This window comes from Eximiradius sp., from assembly GCA_937127445.1.
Lineage (GTDB): Bacteria > Bacteroidota > Ignavibacteria > Kapaibacteriales > UBA2268 > JAKIZO01.
Genome location: CAKZLY010000015.1, coordinates 1 through 16,091 on the forward strand (window position 1 = coordinate 1; position 16,091 = coordinate 16,091).

The 16,091-nt window shown below is 32.7% G+C and carries 17 protein-coding genes; 5 read left to right on the top strand and 12 right to left on the bottom strand.

Translation table 11 applies throughout. The features are described from left to right. A partial coding sequence (locus AC6QZF_RS04165) for a hypothetical protein (protein ID WP_499798615.1) occupies positions 1 to 308 on the bottom strand: 308 nt, incomplete at its 3' end. Between the two features lie 147 nt (positions 309 to 455). On the opposite strand from AC6QZF_RS04165, the gene AC6QZF_RS04170 reads away from it, so the two are divergent. Genes AC6QZF_RS04170 through AC6QZF_RS04180 form a run of 3 tightly spaced genes read left to right on the top strand, consistent with a single transcriptional unit; the run spans position 456 to position 3,824 of the window. Then, on the top strand, positions 456 to 1,352 hold the full coding sequence (locus AC6QZF_RS04170; protein WP_499798616.1) for a transketolase: 897 nt from the start codon (positions 456 to 458) through the stop codon (positions 1,350 to 1,352). A 19-nt stretch (positions 1,353 to 1,371) separates the two neighbouring features. Beyond that, on the top strand, positions 1,372 to 2,382 hold the full coding sequence (locus AC6QZF_RS04175; RefSeq protein ID WP_499798617.1) for a transketolase family protein: 1,011 nt from the start codon (positions 1,372 to 1,374) through the stop codon (positions 2,380 to 2,382). A gap of 5 nt (positions 2,383 to 2,387) precedes the next feature. Then, positions 2,388 to 3,824 carry a CCA tRNA nucleotidyltransferase gene (locus AC6QZF_RS04180; RefSeq protein ID WP_499798618.1) on the top strand — a complete coding sequence of 479 codons (1,437 nt, stop codon included), beginning with the start codon at positions 2,388 to 2,390 and terminating at the stop codon, positions 3,822 to 3,824. Here AC6QZF_RS04180 and AC6QZF_RS04185 read toward each other — a convergent pair. The 10 genes from AC6QZF_RS04185 to AC6QZF_RS04230 are packed head-to-tail and all read right to left on the bottom strand — an operon-like array spanning position 3,814 to position 13,097. Beyond that, positions 3,814 to 4,239, bottom strand: coding sequence for an ATP-binding protein (locus tag AC6QZF_RS04185; RefSeq protein WP_499798619.1), 426 nt, complete (start codon positions 4,237 to 4,239; stop codon positions 3,814 to 3,816). The genes AC6QZF_RS04180 and AC6QZF_RS04185 overlap by 11 nt on opposite strands. A gap of 3 nt (positions 4,240 to 4,242) precedes the next feature. Next, complete coding sequence (locus AC6QZF_RS04190; protein ID WP_499798620.1) at positions 4,243 to 6,093, bottom strand: hypothetical protein; 1,851 nt, start codon at positions 6,091 to 6,093, stop codon at positions 4,243 to 4,245. After that, positions 6,077 to 6,280, bottom strand: coding sequence for a flagellar FlbD family protein (locus tag AC6QZF_RS04195; protein ID WP_499798621.1), 204 nt, complete (start codon positions 6,278 to 6,280; stop codon positions 6,077 to 6,079). Before AC6QZF_RS04195 ends, AC6QZF_RS04190 begins: the two co-directional genes overlap by 17 nt. A gap of 10 nt (positions 6,281 to 6,290) precedes the next feature. Further along, positions 6,291 to 7,097, bottom strand: coding sequence for a zinc transporter ZupT (gene zupT / locus AC6QZF_RS04200; RefSeq protein WP_499798622.1), 807 nt, complete (start codon positions 7,095 to 7,097; stop codon positions 6,291 to 6,293). 2 nt (positions 7,098 to 7,099) lie between these two features. Further along, positions 7,100 to 7,357 carry a hypothetical protein gene (locus AC6QZF_RS04205; protein WP_499798623.1) on the bottom strand — a complete coding sequence of 86 codons (258 nt, stop codon included), beginning with the start codon at positions 7,355 to 7,357 and terminating at the stop codon, positions 7,100 to 7,102. Positions 7,358 to 7,405: 48 nt separating this feature from the next. Beyond that, complete coding sequence (locus AC6QZF_RS04210) at positions 7,406 to 8,620, bottom strand: sugar ABC transporter substrate-binding protein (RefSeq protein ID WP_499798624.1); 1,215 nt, start codon at positions 8,618 to 8,620, stop codon at positions 7,406 to 7,408. Further along, the gene (locus AC6QZF_RS04215; RefSeq protein WP_499798625.1) at positions 8,617 to 9,930 is read right to left on the bottom strand and encodes a tetratricopeptide repeat protein; all 1,314 of its coding nucleotides are present in this window, start codon (positions 9,928 to 9,930) and stop codon (positions 8,617 to 8,619) included. Before AC6QZF_RS04215 ends, AC6QZF_RS04210 begins: the two co-directional genes overlap by 4 nt. Beyond that, positions 9,920 to 10,564: a tRNA (adenosine(37)-N6)-threonylcarbamoyltransferase complex dimerization subunit type 1 TsaB gene (tsaB, locus tag AC6QZF_RS04220; protein ID WP_499798626.1), complete on the bottom strand. Its 645-nt coding sequence runs from the start codon at positions 10,562 to 10,564 to the stop codon at positions 9,920 to 9,922. Before tsaB ends, AC6QZF_RS04215 begins: the two co-directional genes overlap by 11 nt. Then, a complete protein-coding gene (glf, locus tag AC6QZF_RS04225) occupies positions 10,564 to 11,688 on the bottom strand; it encodes a UDP-galactopyranose mutase (protein ID WP_499798627.1) in 1,125 nt (374 codons plus the stop codon). Before glf ends, tsaB begins: the two co-directional genes overlap by 1 nt. Beyond that, positions 11,685 to 13,097, bottom strand: coding sequence for an oligosaccharide flippase family protein (locus AC6QZF_RS04230; protein WP_499798628.1), 1,413 nt, complete (start codon positions 13,095 to 13,097; stop codon positions 11,685 to 11,687). The genes glf and AC6QZF_RS04230 overlap by 4 nt, the downstream gene beginning before the upstream one ends. A gap of 223 nt (positions 13,098 to 13,320) precedes the next feature. Here AC6QZF_RS04230 and AC6QZF_RS04235 point away from each other — a divergent pair, with 223 nt between their 5' ends. Both AC6QZF_RS04235 and AC6QZF_RS04240 read left to right on the top strand, forming a co-directional pair. Then, positions 13,321 to 13,695, top strand: coding sequence for a response regulator (locus AC6QZF_RS04235; RefSeq protein WP_499798629.1), 375 nt, complete (start codon positions 13,321 to 13,323; stop codon positions 13,693 to 13,695). A 112-nt stretch (positions 13,696 to 13,807) separates the two neighbouring features. After that, complete coding sequence (locus AC6QZF_RS04240) at positions 13,808 to 15,010, top strand: alkaline phosphatase family protein (RefSeq protein ID WP_499798630.1); 1,203 nt, start codon at positions 13,808 to 13,810, stop codon at positions 15,008 to 15,010. A gap of 71 nt (positions 15,011 to 15,081) precedes the next feature. Here AC6QZF_RS04240 and AC6QZF_RS04245 read toward each other — a convergent pair whose 3' ends face one another. After that, complete coding sequence (locus AC6QZF_RS04245; RefSeq protein ID WP_499798631.1) at positions 15,082 to 16,080, bottom strand: dihydroorotate dehydrogenase-like protein; 999 nt, start codon at positions 16,078 to 16,080, stop codon at positions 15,082 to 15,084. Positions 16,081 to 16,091 lie beyond the last annotated feature (11 nt).

Here is a 16,091-nt window from a genome sequence, read left to right on the forward strand (position 1 = left end):
GGATTTCTAACCAAATGAACTTCATCCAAATCATTATAAAAGTGTAGTTGATTATTACTAGAACTATTAACGACAAATTTTTCATCATCGAATATTATTTTTCTTTGCCTCTTCCCAATTATTATCATAGCGAAGGATATAAGAAAAAAAATTGCTAAATATAATATAGAGTGATTTGTGAAATTATTATTAATCATACTTTCATTAGTAGTAAACAGAAAAGAAAAAATCAGCAGAATATATCCCAGATTAGAGAAGAAATTAAGCCGATATGAAATAGTCATTTGAGTGTTGTCAATATTATTCATTTTGATAAAAATATATTAAACAATATACAAATATATATTATTTACTAAAAAAAAACACTCAACGAATTAGTCTATTGAAAGTATATCATAAATTGTCTATTTTTTGTTAATTTTGAAAAAATAATTAATCATAAATCAAAAAAAGATATGGCAATAAATATTAAATTTAGCGAAAAAACCTTTCAAAACAAACGGCGCGAACCATCAGAATGTGCAGAAATTGCGTTAGAATTACGAAGAGATGTAATAAAAAGTCTGTATTTGGCGAAGTCTGGTCATAGTGGTGGTTCATTAGGAACAGCTGATATTTTTTCTGTATTATACTTTGGTGGGGTTATGCGCTATCGCTCAGAAGAGCCTTACTGGAAAGAAAGAGATAGATTTGTTCTGAGTGCAGGGCATCTTGCACCAATATTATACGCAACACTTGCAAGAGCAGGATATTTCGAACCTTCTGAGCTATCGACATTAAGGAAATATAATTCACGATTGCAAGGTCATCCTGGAATTGATCACCATTTACCAGGATTAGAGACTTCGTCTGGCTCGTTAGGTCAAGGGATTTCGATTGCATTAGGTATGGCAATGAGTGATAAGTATTTAGATAAATCTGATAGAAGAGTATTCTGTTTGACGGGAGATGGAGAACTACAGGAAGGTATATGCTGGGAAGCAGCAATGTGTGCAGGACATTACAGGCTTGACAACCTTTGTTGGATTGTTGATAGCAACGATTGCCAAATAGATGGTCGGGTGCGTGATGTAATGTCCATATATCCATTAGCAGACAAGTTCAGAGCATTCAATTTTGAGGTTGTTGAGATTGATGCTCACAACTACGAAGAAATCCTATCAGCTTTCGATAAATTCATAGATTATCACACTCATAACAATGGTAAGCCATTTGTAATAATAGCAAATACTTTTATGGGAAAAGGTGTTTCATTTATGCATGACAATTATAAGTGGCATGGGAATCCACCAAACGAAGAGCAAACCATTAAAGCACTTGAAGAATTAGGTGAAATTGTAGAATTATTTTAGTTTAATCGAAGGTAATAGCATGAAAAAATACGAAATAAAAGGAAATAAACCTACACGACATGGTTTTGGCGAAGGATTGGTAGAACTCGGAGAACGCTATGATAATGTAGTTGTGTTAGGTACTGATGTAACTGGAAGTGTTCTTACTTCATTTTTTCAGGAAAAATTTCCAGATAGATTCTTTTCAATAGGGATAGCAGAACAAAATGCAACAACGATTGCAACAGGACTGGCTCTTTCTGGAAAAATCCCATTTTTTGCAAGCTATAGCGCATTTACAGCATTTAGAAATTCCGATATGTTAAGGATTTCTGTTGCGTATAATAATGCTAACGTAAAAATTGGCGGTGGTCATTCAGGTATTACTGTTGGACCTGATGGAGCTACTCATCAAGCACTCGAAGAAATCTCATTTTTGCGAACACTTCCAAATATGACAGTTGTTGTTCCCGCTGATTATGAAGAAGCCAAAAAAGCAACCATTGCTATTGGAGAAATGGCAGGTCCTGCATTCATTAGGTTTGGCCGTTCACCTGTTCCAATGTTTACGGAAAAAGATTCTCATTTTGAGTTAGGCAAGGCAAATGTGCTAACCGAAGGGAACGATGTAGCAATAATTGCTTGTGGTATTATGGTTTGGCAGTCTATTTTAGCTGCTGAAGAATTATATAAGAGGAAGGGAATTAAAGCTCGTGTAATAAATTGTCATACTATTAAACCAATCGACGTTCAAACAATAGTGGATGCTGCATTTGAATGCGGTGCTATTGTTACAGCGGAGGAACATCAATTACACGGAGGTCTCGGAGGTGCTGTTGCCGAAGTATTGGCTAAAAATTACCCAGTACCTATTGAATTTGTCGGTGTGCGAGACACATTCGGAGAAAGTGGCGAACCGGAAGAATTAATGGGAAAATTTGGCTTGACGTGGCGAGAGATTTATGCTTCTGCATTGCTTGCAATTGACAGGCGAGATACAAATTCAAAGTCTTATTTTAATATTAAAGATGTAGCTCACTACAACGAATAAATTATATGCTTAAAATAAGAATTAAAGAAGCAATTGTCAAAAGAATAAGTGAATATGCAGAAGAATTTGGTATAGAAGTTTATGCTGTCGGTGGATATGTTAGAGATGTTCTGCTAAATCGCAAGCGTAAAGATATTGATTTTACTGTTGTTGGCGACTCGATTGCTTTTGCAAAATTTGTTGGGGAAAAATTAAAACGTAGTGCTATTATTTTCGAGCGATTTAGAACTGCTATGCTTCCCTATCGCGGTTATCAACTTGAATTTGTTGGAACAAGAAAAGAAGAATATCTTCCAAATTCGAGAAAACCAATAGTTAGCATTGGAACTATAGAAGATGATCTTAAAAGAAGAGATTTCACAATTAATGCACTGGCAGTAAGCCTTTTAGAAGAAAAATTTGGCGAAATAATAGATCTTTTTAACGGATTAGATGACCTTGAAAACAAAATTCTTCGAACACCGTTAGATCCTTACACAACCTATTCAGACGACCCATTGCGAATGATGAGAGCAGCAAGGTTCTCAGCACAACTGGAATTCCATCTACATCAAAGTTCACTCGATGCAATTACACAAATGGCAGATAGAATAAAAATCATTTCTCAGGAACGCATTACAGACGAATTTTTCAAGATTTTATCTGCGAACAAACCAAGCATAGGACTTTTAATTCTCAAAAAAACGGGCTTATTGAAATATATTTTCCCTGAATTGGATAATCTGAGCGGTGTTGAAATAATCGAAGAAGGCGGCAAACAATACAAACACAAGGATGTATTTTTACATTCACTAAAAGTGCTTGATAACGTTGCTCTCGTTAGTGATAAATTGTGGTTACGCTTTGCTGCGCTTACTCACGATATTGGTAAATATAAAACAAAGCGTATTACTCCAAACGGCTGGACTTTCCACGGGCACGAGGAATTTGGGGCAAAGATAATGTCCAATATTTTTCGACGGATGAAATTTCCACTTGACAATCTGGAATATGTTCAACGATTAATCAGACTCCATCAACGTCCGATGCAGTTAGTGGATGAAGTGGTAACTGATTCGGCTATAAGGCGGTTAGCTTTTCAAGCAGGAGATGCACTTGAAGATTTATTTATTCTTTGCAAAGCAGATATTACGACCAAAAATCCATATTTAGAAGCACAATATTTAAATAATTACGATATAGTTGCTCAAAAAGTACTAGAAGTTCAGGTAAAAGATAAGCTTCGAGAGTTTCAGTCGCCTGTTCGTGGTGAAGAGATAATGAAAATTTGTAATCTACCTCCAAGCAAACCTGTTGGAATTATCAAAGGCAAAATAGAAGATGCTATTTTAGATGGAATAATACCAAACGAATACGATGCTGCTTTAAAATACTTTTTAGAAAACAAGGATAAATGGCTAAGTGAAATTGGAAAGGAAGAATTCAGCAAAATCAGGTATTAGTCAATCGAAAAATGAGTTCGATGGTTGTCCCATTTTTTGAAGGATAAAATTTAGCGTCATCAAGAAGAGACCTAATCAAAAAGATTCCCCTGCCGTTTTCTTTAAGTAAGTTGTCGGATTCTCTTGGGTCAGCCACAGACGATAAATCAAACCCCTCACCTTCGTCTTTAACGCTAATTTTCATTTCAGTATCGTTGCAAAGAATTTCCAATTCAACAATTTTTTCAGGGTTTAATTTGTTTCCGTGTATAATAGCATTATTAAAAGCTTCTGAAAGGGCTATTAATAGATTATAAAATCTATCATCTGGTATAGAATATTTTTGTTTAATCTCAGTCAGCAATGGCTCGACTTTTGTCATAGAAGCCTTTTCGCTGCGAAAGATAACTACCTTGCAATAATTACAGTTTTTCATACTTTACAAGAAGTAATTCGTTTGTAGAAAAAAATTAACAAGCGATTTGATTTTATCACCTTTATAATATCTAAATTCATACCAACCTGAAATATTGACGAATAATTTATTAATAAATTGAATAGACATATTTATCTCAGGACCATAACTTTTTTGTGAAATATTAGTCGAGCTCAATTGAGATAAACGGTTAAGTTTAGTTTGAGTTAAAGAATATCCTCGCACACCAATCCCAAATTTAGCATAATCATTTAATAATTTAGTGCAAAAAATAAAATTGGAAAAAAGTTCGGAATATGCAAGCTGAGGAATCTCAGCAAACGAGCTCCAGTATAATACTCCTCTTTCATTGTATTTATAGTAAATTTTGCTTTCTGCAAAAAAAACTTTCGAAAAAAATAATTTTATACTGTCACTGTATGAAATTTGTCGAAAAGAAAGGCTTCTGCTTGAATTTGGAAGTTTGTCGAAATCGTATACTGTATAATTAGCAATTACTTCAAATTGCGGTTTAATCTGGAAATACTGAGAAGAGTACTCAAATGAAGGGGAAAATCTAATTATTCTGTTCCAATTGTTCAAAGCTGAACGCTGTGATTTTAAGAATACAAGATGAGTTGCAGAAATATCAAAATTCAAGTTCAATTTTGAATTGTTACTAATTAGATAAGTGTATAGTAAACTTGAAGTTATAGAAAGTTCGTCTCTATCATCATAATTAAATTTACTTGGAGTATCATATCGAGTAATGGAAGAAGAGAAATTTATCCCAAGAGTATTTTTTCTCGAAATCTCAAAAAATGTTACAGAAGAGAAACGAAAATTTGTGTATATATTATCTTTTTGTTTTTCGTAATTAATTAGAGTTGAAAATTCTGGACTATTTAAATTGAACTTATTTTCTAAATAATTATTTTCTGCTCTTCGCAGCAAGAAAAATGAAAAATTTTGCTTTACAAAAGATAAATCGAAATTATTTTCTAAATTAACAGATATATTGTCGATTTCAAACTTTCTATTTGTAAAAGAATAATTATTGTTTTGAAGCGAACGGTTGAAAAATCTCACAATTGAGGAACGCTCCCAGGAAAGTGTTAACGATTGAGTAAAAAAGTTTGTGATTGAGTATGCAATTAAAATCTGATTTTGGATTCTCTCTTCTTGTCTTGTTTCGATAGCAGGCGAACTCTGGGGAATGAAATAGCCGAAATCTCTATTGCTTTGCTTATAGTTAGATACAATTTTGAAATGATTATTGTTGTCATAGGTTTTAAATAAATTAAGACTAAGTAAAATATCCTTGTTATTCCTACCATCCTCTAATTTCAAAAATTCGCCCAACCCATCAGAAGAAACAGAGAATTCATCAAAATCAAGCTGAGTAAGATTATAACGAATATTTACAATGTTACCGTAAGAATCGAAATGCTGATGTTTATTTTTTTCGATACCATAAGTAGAATTGACTGAAAATTGAGAATTACTATACTCTAATCCTAAGGAAGAATTAGTTCGCTGGTAAATGTTGACAATAGAACGTTTATCCGAATTGCTCAGATAGTTAGAAACTGAAATAATATTGAAGTTATCTGTAATGTTTTTTTTATAAGTAAAATTCAAATTCTCATCATCACGAAAATAGTTTTTAATATAAGCATTGGAATTTCCTGAGTAGTTTTGATTAATTTCAAATTGTCCCAAGTTCGAATTAATAGTGTAATAGAAATTAAACAAGAATGAATAATTATCAAGATTTTTTTGGAAACTATAATTAAGAGCGTTTTGAGAAAACGAACAGAAGGAGTTTAAACATAAAAAAATAGTAAAAGAGAAATATTTAAGGGGCAATTTCATCGCTTTTAGAATTGCATTGACGGCGATATTCAACAACAAGAGCAATAATTTCGTGCGAGTTTTCTTTGACTAAAATCTTTTTACCGCTTTTTAGGCTTATGATAGAATCGTGGGAAGTTTCGATTGTTTCAATTTCATCGGCATTAACGGTGATTTTGTTGCCATCAATTTTAGTAAGAATAATCATACGAGATCCTTTAAATAATAAACAACAGGAGTGAAAACGCCATAACGAACATTCCAGCAACCATACCATAAATTGATTTATGACCTGTATCATATTCACGAGCTGTGGGTAAAAGTTCATCAATTGAGATAAACACCATAATACCTGCAACAGCAGCGAATACAAAACCAAAAGTAGAATCATCCAAGAAAGCTTTAAGAAGAAAGAAACCCATAATAGCACCGACAGGCTCGGCTAAACCAGAAGTAAAAGAATACCAGAAAGCTTTCTTGCGGCTTTGAGTAGAAAAATACATAGGCACAGATACAGCAATACCTTCGGGAATATTGTGAATTGCAATGGCAACTGCAATTGAAATACCAAGTTTTGGTTCTGTCAGGGCTGCAGTAAAAGTAGCGATACCTTCGGGAAAGTTATGTATACCAATAGCGAGTGCGGTAAGCACGCCCATACGTTTTAGTTTTTTTGATTTTTCGGCTTCATCATTCATTTCTTCAATAGTTCTAGCTTCGTGTGGATTTTCGTAAGATGGGATTAATCTATCAATCACCAATATCACCAATATACCGATAAAAAAACCGATGACGGTATAAATATATCCAAGAGAATCGCCAAAATGAACGGACAATGAATTTCGTGCTTTTGCAAAAATTTCGACTAAAGAAACATAAATCATCACGCCAGCAGAAAAACCAAGTGATATCGAGAGAAAACTTTTATTAGTAGTTTTTGCAAAGAAAGCAATAGCACTACCTATACCAGTCGATAGACCAGCTAAGGTTGTCAGAATAAAAGCAAGCAAAAGATTCTCTGTCATAGTCACCTGATGGTATCTTTGATAATAGAATTGCGCAAAGAATCCAAAAGTGTTCTGAAATCATCTGAATTTTTTGCTAATTCAAAAAAATCTCTGCGAAATTTAGACTCGTCATAATCATATTTTTTCAAAATCTCTGCTACTTTTTTGTTTGCTTCTGTTGAATCGGCAATTGTTTCTCTTGCAATAAGTATTTCTTTGTAAGCATTAAGAAATTTTTTCTGTTTGGTTTTGCTATCAGAACAGGATGAAAAAAGCATAAAGCTCAAAACAAAAAAGGATAATATCAGTATATTCCTCATATTTATTTACTTTTTGTCCAACAATGATTTTATTTGGTTTTGTGCATCTTTCAAAGCGGTGAAAGCATCAACTTTATCGTAAAGAACTTCAACGACGGCATTTTCAATTATTTCTTCGATTTCGAGCCAGTGCGGATGAACTGGTGTCATTCGAGCTGACATAAGTTGTTCGGCAAAAGCTTTTTTGTTTTCGGAATTGACAAGATCGTTGTTTTTGAAGTAATTCTTATCAGCAGGGAAACCGGCTTCATTCACTTTCTTGCAAAATTCAATAGCATTTTTGCCATCAGTTAAAAATTTCACTAATTCTGCTGAAAGTAAGTAGTTTTTCGTTTTATTATTAATGGCAAGGTACTCACCACCAGCAAAAGATACACCAGGATTATTTTGATAAGTAGGAATAGTAGAAATTCCAAAGTTTAATTTAGGATTTTCGTTTTGAATTTTTTGAATAAGCCAGCCACCTGAAATCCAGAATGCAATTTTACCCTGGACAAATGCAGCATCTAACTGACGTTGAGTTTCAATCATCCCGAATTTAGATAATTCTTTATAAAAGCTGAGAGCAGAAGCATTCTGTGGACTTGCAAGTACCAATTCGCCATTCGGCGAAAAAATATCGCCACCAAAAGTCCAAAAAAAAGTCAATATTTTTTTGTAAAGACGGTGTGGGTCAGCACCATTAGCACCAAAGCCATAAATATCATTTCCTAAATGAACTGCACGAGCCATTTCAAGAAGTTCTGACATCGTTGCTGGCGGATTGCCATCTCTTCCAGCTTTGTTAAGGAGTTCTCTATTAAAAAATAATACGCGAGTATCAACTACCCAGGGAATAGCATATAAATTATTATTCCAATATGAAGGTTCTAAGCTAAATGGAATGAATTTATTAACTAAAAAGCTATCAGCATTCAAAGATTTCAACACATTTGATGAAGAAAACTGAGCAACCCAATCTGAACCAAGTTCGAGAACATCTGGTGCAGTGCCACTATTGAAAGCAGCAATAAGTTTAGTTTTACCGTCATTCCAGCTTAGTTCGGTAAGTTCCACTTTACAATTATATTTTTTCTCAAACTGAGAGATTAAATCCAATAAAGCTTGTTTTTGATTTGGTTCGCTCCAAAAATGCCAAAACTTGATAGTATTATTCTCAGAATTTTTCGAACAACCAAACAATAGTAAGGAAACGGTAAGAGCAATCAAAATCTTTTTCATTTAGAAACCTCTTTGGTGAAATTAACTTCAATGGAATTTTTGATTTTTTGGAACATTTCTTCGTAAAGGAAAAATTCATCTTCAGGTGCTTGAAAATTAATGAAGAAGATTTTTTCATTTTGAATCATAGCAAATTCAAGCATATTAAAAATTTTATGTGTATTTTTATATTGCACGCGGCTAAGATTTTCAAAAGCCTGAGTGCCTTTGTATCGCATAGATTTTTTATATTTAAACTCGTAAATTTCAAATTTCTCAGCCACTTGGGATTTTGCAGCTTCCCAAAATTCAACAATATTATCGTCGCTACGGTTGGAAATATCATTGGTTAAATTGCAGATTAACGCACCATTAGCTCCGATATTTAGGACATCGGAATAAGGATTAATATAATCTTTGGAAACTAAAATATTAATTTTTGTTGAATCTTTAACAAACCAATAGTACCAGTTGTCTGGAAGCATAAATAAAACAACACTATCTGGATCGGAAACAAATTTCATTTCTCCAAAAACAGGTTTAGGATAAATTTTTTCGCGAATTTCTTGAGCTTTTTGTTTGTCTGCTTCAGCTTGATTTGCCATCCCTAATTTATCATAACAAAAAGCTCGATTATTGTATGAAAATAAATCTTCGGGATTAATTTCGAGCACTTTCGTATAGTCGTCAATTGCTTTTTGAAATTGATTTAGCTTCACATAGGTATTGCCACGGTTAAAATACACTTTTTCATCCTTTAAACCAAGCGAAAGGCTTTTAGTAAAATAATCTACTGATTTTTGATAATTATGAGCAGCATATTCGAGCTTACCAAGAAGAAAAAACAGCTCAGGATTAGTAGTTGAATATTTTGCGGCATTTTCAAGGTCTTTGCGGGCAAGTTCGAAGTTTTCGACTGCCAAATAATAACTTCCTCGGTTCATATATGCTTCGGCAAATTTTGGGTCAAGCTCGATAGCACGTGAAAAATCATACAGAGCAAGTTCAATTTGGTCTAAGTAGCTATAAGCAAGGCCACGGCTATTATATGCATCAGCAAAATCATTTTTCAGAAGAATAGTGCTTGTGAAATCATCCACTGCTTTGAAAAAATCTTTACTGTATAAATGTGCTAATCCTCGATAATAATACGCTTCGAAAGAATTTGAATCTTTGGAAATTGCTTGTTCGAAAAATTTAATAGCACTTTGGTAATTATTCTTAAACAGTGATAATTTACCTTTTTCTATCAATACATCAGTAGTTTGGGCATTTAGTGTTAGCCCTACGATTAATAATAAAAATATTACTATAAAACATTTATTTTTCATTACTTCTTGGAACGAATTCTTGCACATACATTGGAACGAAATCTTTTGAAGAAATAAACGAATTAGTTTCAAATAAATTAACAGCAAGTTTATTAATGATTGTTGACGAGATACCATTACAGAAAAGCGACTTTTTGCCTATGCGAGAAAATCCATTTCCACAAAGCAATGAATTATCTGAGCAAAATTCAATCACGCTATTAATTGTATCAAAAATTATATCGTTTATCGGGTATCCATTTTTATCAAATTTTTGAAAATAAACAAAATCTTTATGAGAACTTGTAGCGCAACAAATATCTTGATAATTTTCAGAAAAATCTGCTGCTGAAAGTGCCATTGCAGAAAGAGTAGGCACAGCAATTAACCTTGGATTATTGTCAAAACAAAGAGCTTTTGCAAATGCAGCGCCTATCCTGAGCCCTGTGAATGAACCAGGACCTGAGGAAACAGCCACAGCATCCATATCTGCCACTGTCATTTGAAAATCATCCAGTATTCTTTGCACAAGCAAAGCAAGTAGTCTATCATGTTCAAAACTTTTTAAAATACTATATTCAGCAACAACATTTTTGTCGATTGAAAGACAAACACTACATACGCTGCCACTTGTTTCTATTGAAATAATTTTCATTAGTCATCGCTTGCAATTTGATTGAATAACATCAGGGCAGAAGCAATCACCTGATCCATATTATAATATTTATATTCTGCTAAGCGACCTACAAAATAAACTTTTCCTTGTAGTTGCTGAGCTAACTGCCAATATTTTTGATATAATTCATCATTTTCTTTTTTTGGGATAGGATAATATGGCTCATTTTTGTTCCTATCGTATTTAGTAGGATATTCAAGTGCAATTGTTGTAGAATCATTATTATACGGAAGAAAATGTTTGAATTCAGTAATACGAGTAAAATCATAATTATTAGGATAATTTATCTGAGCAGTTTCTTGAAAATAATTTTGTTTTAGGTTTCTTACTTCAAATTCTAAACTTCTATATGGAAGCTGCCCAAACTCAAAATCAAAAAAATAGTCAATTTCACCTGTGTAAATTAATTTTTTATATTTCAACTCATCAAGAACAGACTTATAATCAATGTTGAGAAGAACACTAATGTTTTTATTACTCAACAAATTTTGAAATAAATGGATGTATCCTTGCTTAGGAATTCCTTGAAAAGTATCCTGAAAGTACCTATCATCACGCCCAATGAGAATTGGGACTCGTGAAGTAACGCTATAATCGAGTTCCGTTGGATTAAGTTCCCACTGTTTTGAAGTATATCCTATAAAAACATTTGAATAGATATACTCGGCTAAAAATTTCAAATCATCATCATTTTCTTCTTTTAACTTTAAAATCGGAATTTTCAGTCCATAGCCATATTTACTAACGAGTTTTTTAGCAAAATTGATGGAGAGATGCTCTGGGAAAAGCAAGTCAATAGAATTTAAATTAAATGGCAAAGGTACTTTTTTACCTTCGACAACCGCCAAGACTTTGTGAAAATAAAAATGCCAATTAGTAAATCTTGATAAATAGTCCCAAACTTTTTTGTTGTTTGTGTGAAAAATGTGTGGACCATATTTATGAATCAGAATGCCATTTTCATCATAATAGTCAAAACAATTTCCGCCGATGTGGTTTCTTCTTTCAATTATTAATACTTTCTTATCCAAAAGGTTAGCAATCCTTTCAGCAAGCACACACCCAGCGAAGCCAGCACCTACTATAATGTAGTCGTATTTCATCGTTTCAGATAACCTATTATTTCTCGTATAGTAATAATTTTAACAACTAAAATAATAAAAAAATATGTAATTAATGACGTTATTATACTTAACAAAACTGAATTAGTACAGGCTAAAACCTGATAGGCAAAAAAGCCGGACAATAGTCCTATAAATAAAATTTTACTAATCAAAATAAATGGATATTGCTGAATATTTTTCCTGATAATCAAAATAAAGCAAAACATCAGAAAAATTTCAGTAGCAATATTAGCCCAAACAGCTCCAATAATATCAAGTTTTAGTAGTAAAATAGAATTTAGAATTAGATTGATTACTGCTGCAAGAAAAATGATTTTCAATACTTTTTTTTCTTTTTTCCAGGCAATAAGTGGATGAATAGCAGTTTGAGAAATATAGGACATCATTACAATCAGCATCATAAGTTTTAGTAGTGTTACCGAATCGGTATAATTTTTCCCATAGACTAATTCAATGGCATTCTTAGCGAATAAAAAGAAAAATGTGGAAAGAAAAACCCCAATAATAATATTCAAGGTAATGTATTTTTCGTATGCTTTTTGTCGCTCATTCAGATCGTCTGCTTTTGAAAAATATGGATAGAAGACTATTTGAATAACTGTTATTGGAAGAAACAACAGCACCATAAGTTTATTGGCAGCGGTGTAAATACCCAATTTCGTTTCTGCAAATGGAAGCAAAATCCCAATTAATATTATACTCGAACTACTTAGAAAAACTAGAAGCAATTGCGACAATGAGACGGGAACTGCATCTTTGATAATTGGGATTAATTGTTGAAAATTGAAGTTGAAAGCAAACGAACAAGTTTCACGAAAATATGGGATTAGAAGAAGTAGAGTATTTAGTAAAGTCGAGCAAGCCATAACAACAATTGCAATAACAACGTCATCAGGTGAATGAACAAACACAACAATTCCGATAAAATTAAGGGTTGCAATAAGGAATTGTCTTATTGCAAGCACCTCCATTTTTTCAATTCCTTGGTAATACCAATCAATCGTAAAAACTGATGAAAGAATATAGAATGAAGCAATTATTAATATTAATGTTTGAGAATCGGAAAAATTATTAATCCAAGTAAACCCAAAATAACCAACGTTAGCAAAAAAAGATAAAAGTAATCTAATAGAAATTATTGAATTAACGAAGAAAACCTTGCGTTCAGGATTGCGAGCTACTTCACGAGCTCCAATAACATTCAAGCCTAATGTAACAAAAGTTATGAAATACGTAACTGTTGCAATTGCAAAGTTAATTTTGCCATAACCATCAGCAAGAATTACGCGAGCTAAATAAGCGTTATTGAAAAAACTAATACCTTTAGTTGCGAACTCGGCAATACTCAACCAAACAAAATTTTTAATTATCTTTCGAGATTGCGACATATTTTGATTAAAAAAACAACTACAAAAATAACTTTTTTCAAATAAATAATATGTATTATTTTGAGCGTTCAAATTTGAACACGGTTCGATTTTGAACGTTTATTTTCTACGCTTAATCTGTTATTTTTTAACAACTTAAAAGATTATTCATTAGTAATAATTATTGGCTCGTATTTTGCATCTAATATATTATGTTTTTGCATTTTTATTTGGAAGGCTTAAAATGAAAGTTTTGTTAATTGACGATGACATTTCTTCACTCGAAGTACTGAATGATGTGCTGGTTTTAAATGGATTTGAATGTGATGCATTTGAAAATCCATTAAAGGCAATTCAGCATTTCAAAAAAAGAAAATATCTTGCAGTCTTGACAGACTATTTGATGAAAGAAATGAATGGAATTGACTTAATGAAAGAAATAAAAAAGATTGACCCTGATACGCCTGTAATTATCTATTCAGCGTGCGACCAATTTAATCTTGATGAACTTGCTTTAAAAAATGGTGCTACTAATTTCTTTTCCAAGCCAGTTTCGTGGATTGATATTGAAAAAGTATTATCTGAGCTTAAACAATTAGCAATGGAGAGGATTTCCTAACTATAAAAAGGCAGGGTTTTTACCTGCTTTTTTTATATTAGCCAAGAATTTTTGAAAAATTAACATTTTAATAGTATTTTTCGCTATTTGTAGAATTTAATGTTATATTTTTATGAAAAAATTATTTAATGTGCTTTTATTTGTGCTATTTTGTATTTTACCAATAAAAGCAAGTGAACCTCAACCATATGTTTTATTAATTTCACTTGATGGGTTTCGTTGGGATTATGCAGAAAGAGGAATTACTCCAAATTTAGATAAAATTAAGCAAGAAGGCGTTTCGGCATTATCGTTTAAGCCATCTTTTCCAAGTATTACATTCCCTAACCATTTAAGCATAATTACAGGGATGTATCCACAAAATCACGGGTTAATCTCTAACTTTTTTGAAAATTTATATGGAGAAAGATACCGACTTTCTGATTCAAATGCTGTGAAAAATCCAGTTTGGTATTGGGGTGAAGCATTTTGGGAAACGGCACGCCGACATAAAATCATTACTGCTTCTTACTATTGGCCTGGTTCTGAGGTTTGGGATGAAAACCGTCGACCGAATTATTACAAAGCATACAATCACGATGAACCTCATGAGAATAAAATAAATGGAATAATTGAGTGGCTGAAACTTCCTTATAACGAAAGACCACATTTTATAACTCTATATTTTCACGATACTGATTCGGAAGGTCATAAATATGGAACATACTCGCGTCAAATTGATTCAACAGTTGCTGTGCTGGACTCTCTTATTGGAGTGCTTAGGCAAAAGATTGAATTAATCGGAATGAAAGACAGCATTAATATAATTATTTTATCTGACCACGGTATGACAAACATCCGTCAAGATGGAATTATTAACATTAAAGATATAATCGGAGAAATAGAATGTGAAGTCAATAGTTCATCTGCCATTACTATGATCAAGCCAAAAGATGAAAAAAATATTGAATTAGTATATAATAGACTAAAAAAAGCAGAAAGGAATTATAAAGTTTATTATAAAAGCGAAGTTCCCGCTTACTGGAGCTTTAATAAAAACCCTTATATTTATCCAATTGTTGTAGTGGCGGATATTGGTTTCAAGTTAATTTATGGCAAAAGCACGTATAACGCAGTTGCTGAACACGGTTATGATTCACATCATATAGATATGCATGGAATATTTTTTGCAGTTGGTAATAAGTTTAAACAGAATTACAGAGTTGGGACATTGGAAAATGTTGATATTTATCCTTTGCTATGCGAAATATTTAAGATTGATGGGCGAAGTAACATAGATGGAAACATCAATAGAATAAAGTATATATTAGAATAGATTATTGAATTTAATACATATAAAAAAAGGGCTGCTTACAGAAAACAGCCCCTTTTTGCATTATTTTAGAATTAATAGCCAAATTTGTAATTATTGATTGCACGCATATATTGAGCACGTTCAAAGCTTTCAGGGTTGCCAATTTTCGACTGGGACATAGAACCTTGCATTTGTGCAACGGATTCGTATTCTTTTGCTTCCAACCAGCTTTGTATCTGATCCAAAACAGTTTTAAGGTGATAGATGCCATTTTTAAGCAGGGACGAGCACATCATAACAGCATTAGCACCAACCATCAAGTATTTGATAGCATCTTCACCAGTATGAACACCAGAAGTTGCAGCAAGATCGGCTTTTACTCTATCTTTAAGTATTGCAATCCAACGCAATGGTAACTTAATATCAGCAGAAGTGCTTAAATCAACATTCGGGACAACTTCAAGATCGTTTAGATTCACATCTGGCTGGTAGAAGCGATTGAAAAGAACAAGTGCATCGGCACCAGTTTCATCAAAGCGCTTTGCCATACTTGCCATATTAGTAAAGAATGGACTTAGTTTCAAAGCAACAGGAATAGAAATAGCATTTTTGACGGCTTTCAGAATATTTAAATATCTGTTCTCAATTGCTTCGGATGAAAGCATTGTATCAGTGGGTATATTATAAATATTAAGTTCAATAGCATCAGCACCTGCATCCTGCATTTTTTTTGCATAGTCGGTCCAACCACCTTCTGTTTTTCCATTTAAACTTGCAATAACTGGAATTGTAACAGCGCTTTTAGCTTTTGCAATATGCTCTAAGTATTCTTCAGGTCCTAACTTGAATTCAGAAGGTTCAGGGAAAAATGAAGATGCTTCGGGGGTAATTTCATTATGTTGAGTTGTGTGGTAGAAAATCTCTTTTTGTTCTAAAATCAATTGTTCTTCAAAAAGAGAATAGAGAACAATCGCTGCAGCGCCAGCATCTTCAGCTTTTCTAATATTATCTATTTCTTTAGAAATAGGAGACGCAGAAACAATCAATGGATTTTTCAGCGTCATTCCTAAATATTTTGATGTCAAATCCATAACTAACTCCA

Coding starts and splice junctions, on each gene's coding strand:
- AC6QZF_RS04170 (WP_499798616.1), top strand. CDS start 456: ATGGCAATAAATATTAAATTTAGCGAAAAAACCTTTCAAAACAAACGG.
- AC6QZF_RS04175 (WP_499798617.1), top strand. CDS start 1,372: ATGAAAAAATACGAAATAAAAGGAAATAAACCTACACGACATGGTTTT.
- AC6QZF_RS04180 (WP_499798618.1), top strand. CDS start 2,388: ATGCTTAAAATAAGAATTAAAGAAGCAATTGTCAAAAGAATAAGTGAA.
- AC6QZF_RS04185 (WP_499798619.1), bottom strand. CDS start 4,239: ATGAAAAACTGTAATTATTGCAAGGTAGTTATCTTTCGCAGCGAAAAG.
- AC6QZF_RS04190 (WP_499798620.1), bottom strand. CDS start 6,093: ATGAAATTGCCCCTTAAATATTTCTCTTTTACTATTTTTTTATGTTTA.
- AC6QZF_RS04195 (WP_499798621.1), bottom strand. CDS start 6,280: ATGATTATTCTTACTAAAATTGATGGCAACAAAATCACCGTTAATGCC.
- zupT (WP_499798622.1), bottom strand. CDS start 7,097: ATGACAGAGAATCTTTTGCTTGCTTTTATTCTGACAACCTTAGCTGGT.
- AC6QZF_RS04205 (WP_499798623.1), bottom strand. CDS start 7,357: ATGCTTTTTTCATCCTGTTCTGATAGCAAAACCAAACAGAAAAAATTT.
- AC6QZF_RS04210 (WP_499798624.1), bottom strand. CDS start 8,620: ATGAAAAAGATTTTGATTGCTCTTACCGTTTCCTTACTATTGTTTGGT.
- AC6QZF_RS04215 (WP_499798625.1), bottom strand. CDS start 9,930: ATGAAAAATAAATGTTTTATAGTAATATTTTTATTATTAATCGTAGGG.
- tsaB (WP_499798626.1), bottom strand. CDS start 10,564: ATGAAAATTATTTCAATAGAAACAAGTGGCAGCGTATGTAGTGTTTGT.
- glf (WP_499798627.1), bottom strand. CDS start 11,688: ATGAAATACGACTACATTATAGTAGGTGCTGGCTTCGCTGGGTGTGTG.
- AC6QZF_RS04230 (WP_499798628.1), bottom strand. CDS start 13,097: ATGTCGCAATCTCGAAAGATAATTAAAAATTTTGTTTGGTTGAGTATT.
- AC6QZF_RS04235 (WP_499798629.1), top strand. CDS start 13,321: ATGAAAGTTTTGTTAATTGACGATGACATTTCTTCACTCGAAGTACTG.
- AC6QZF_RS04240 (WP_499798630.1), top strand. CDS start 13,808: ATGAAAAAATTATTTAATGTGCTTTTATTTGTGCTATTTTGTATTTTA.
- AC6QZF_RS04245 (WP_499798631.1), bottom strand. CDS start 16,080: ATGGATTTGACATCAAAATATTTAGGAATGACGCTGAAAAATCCATTG.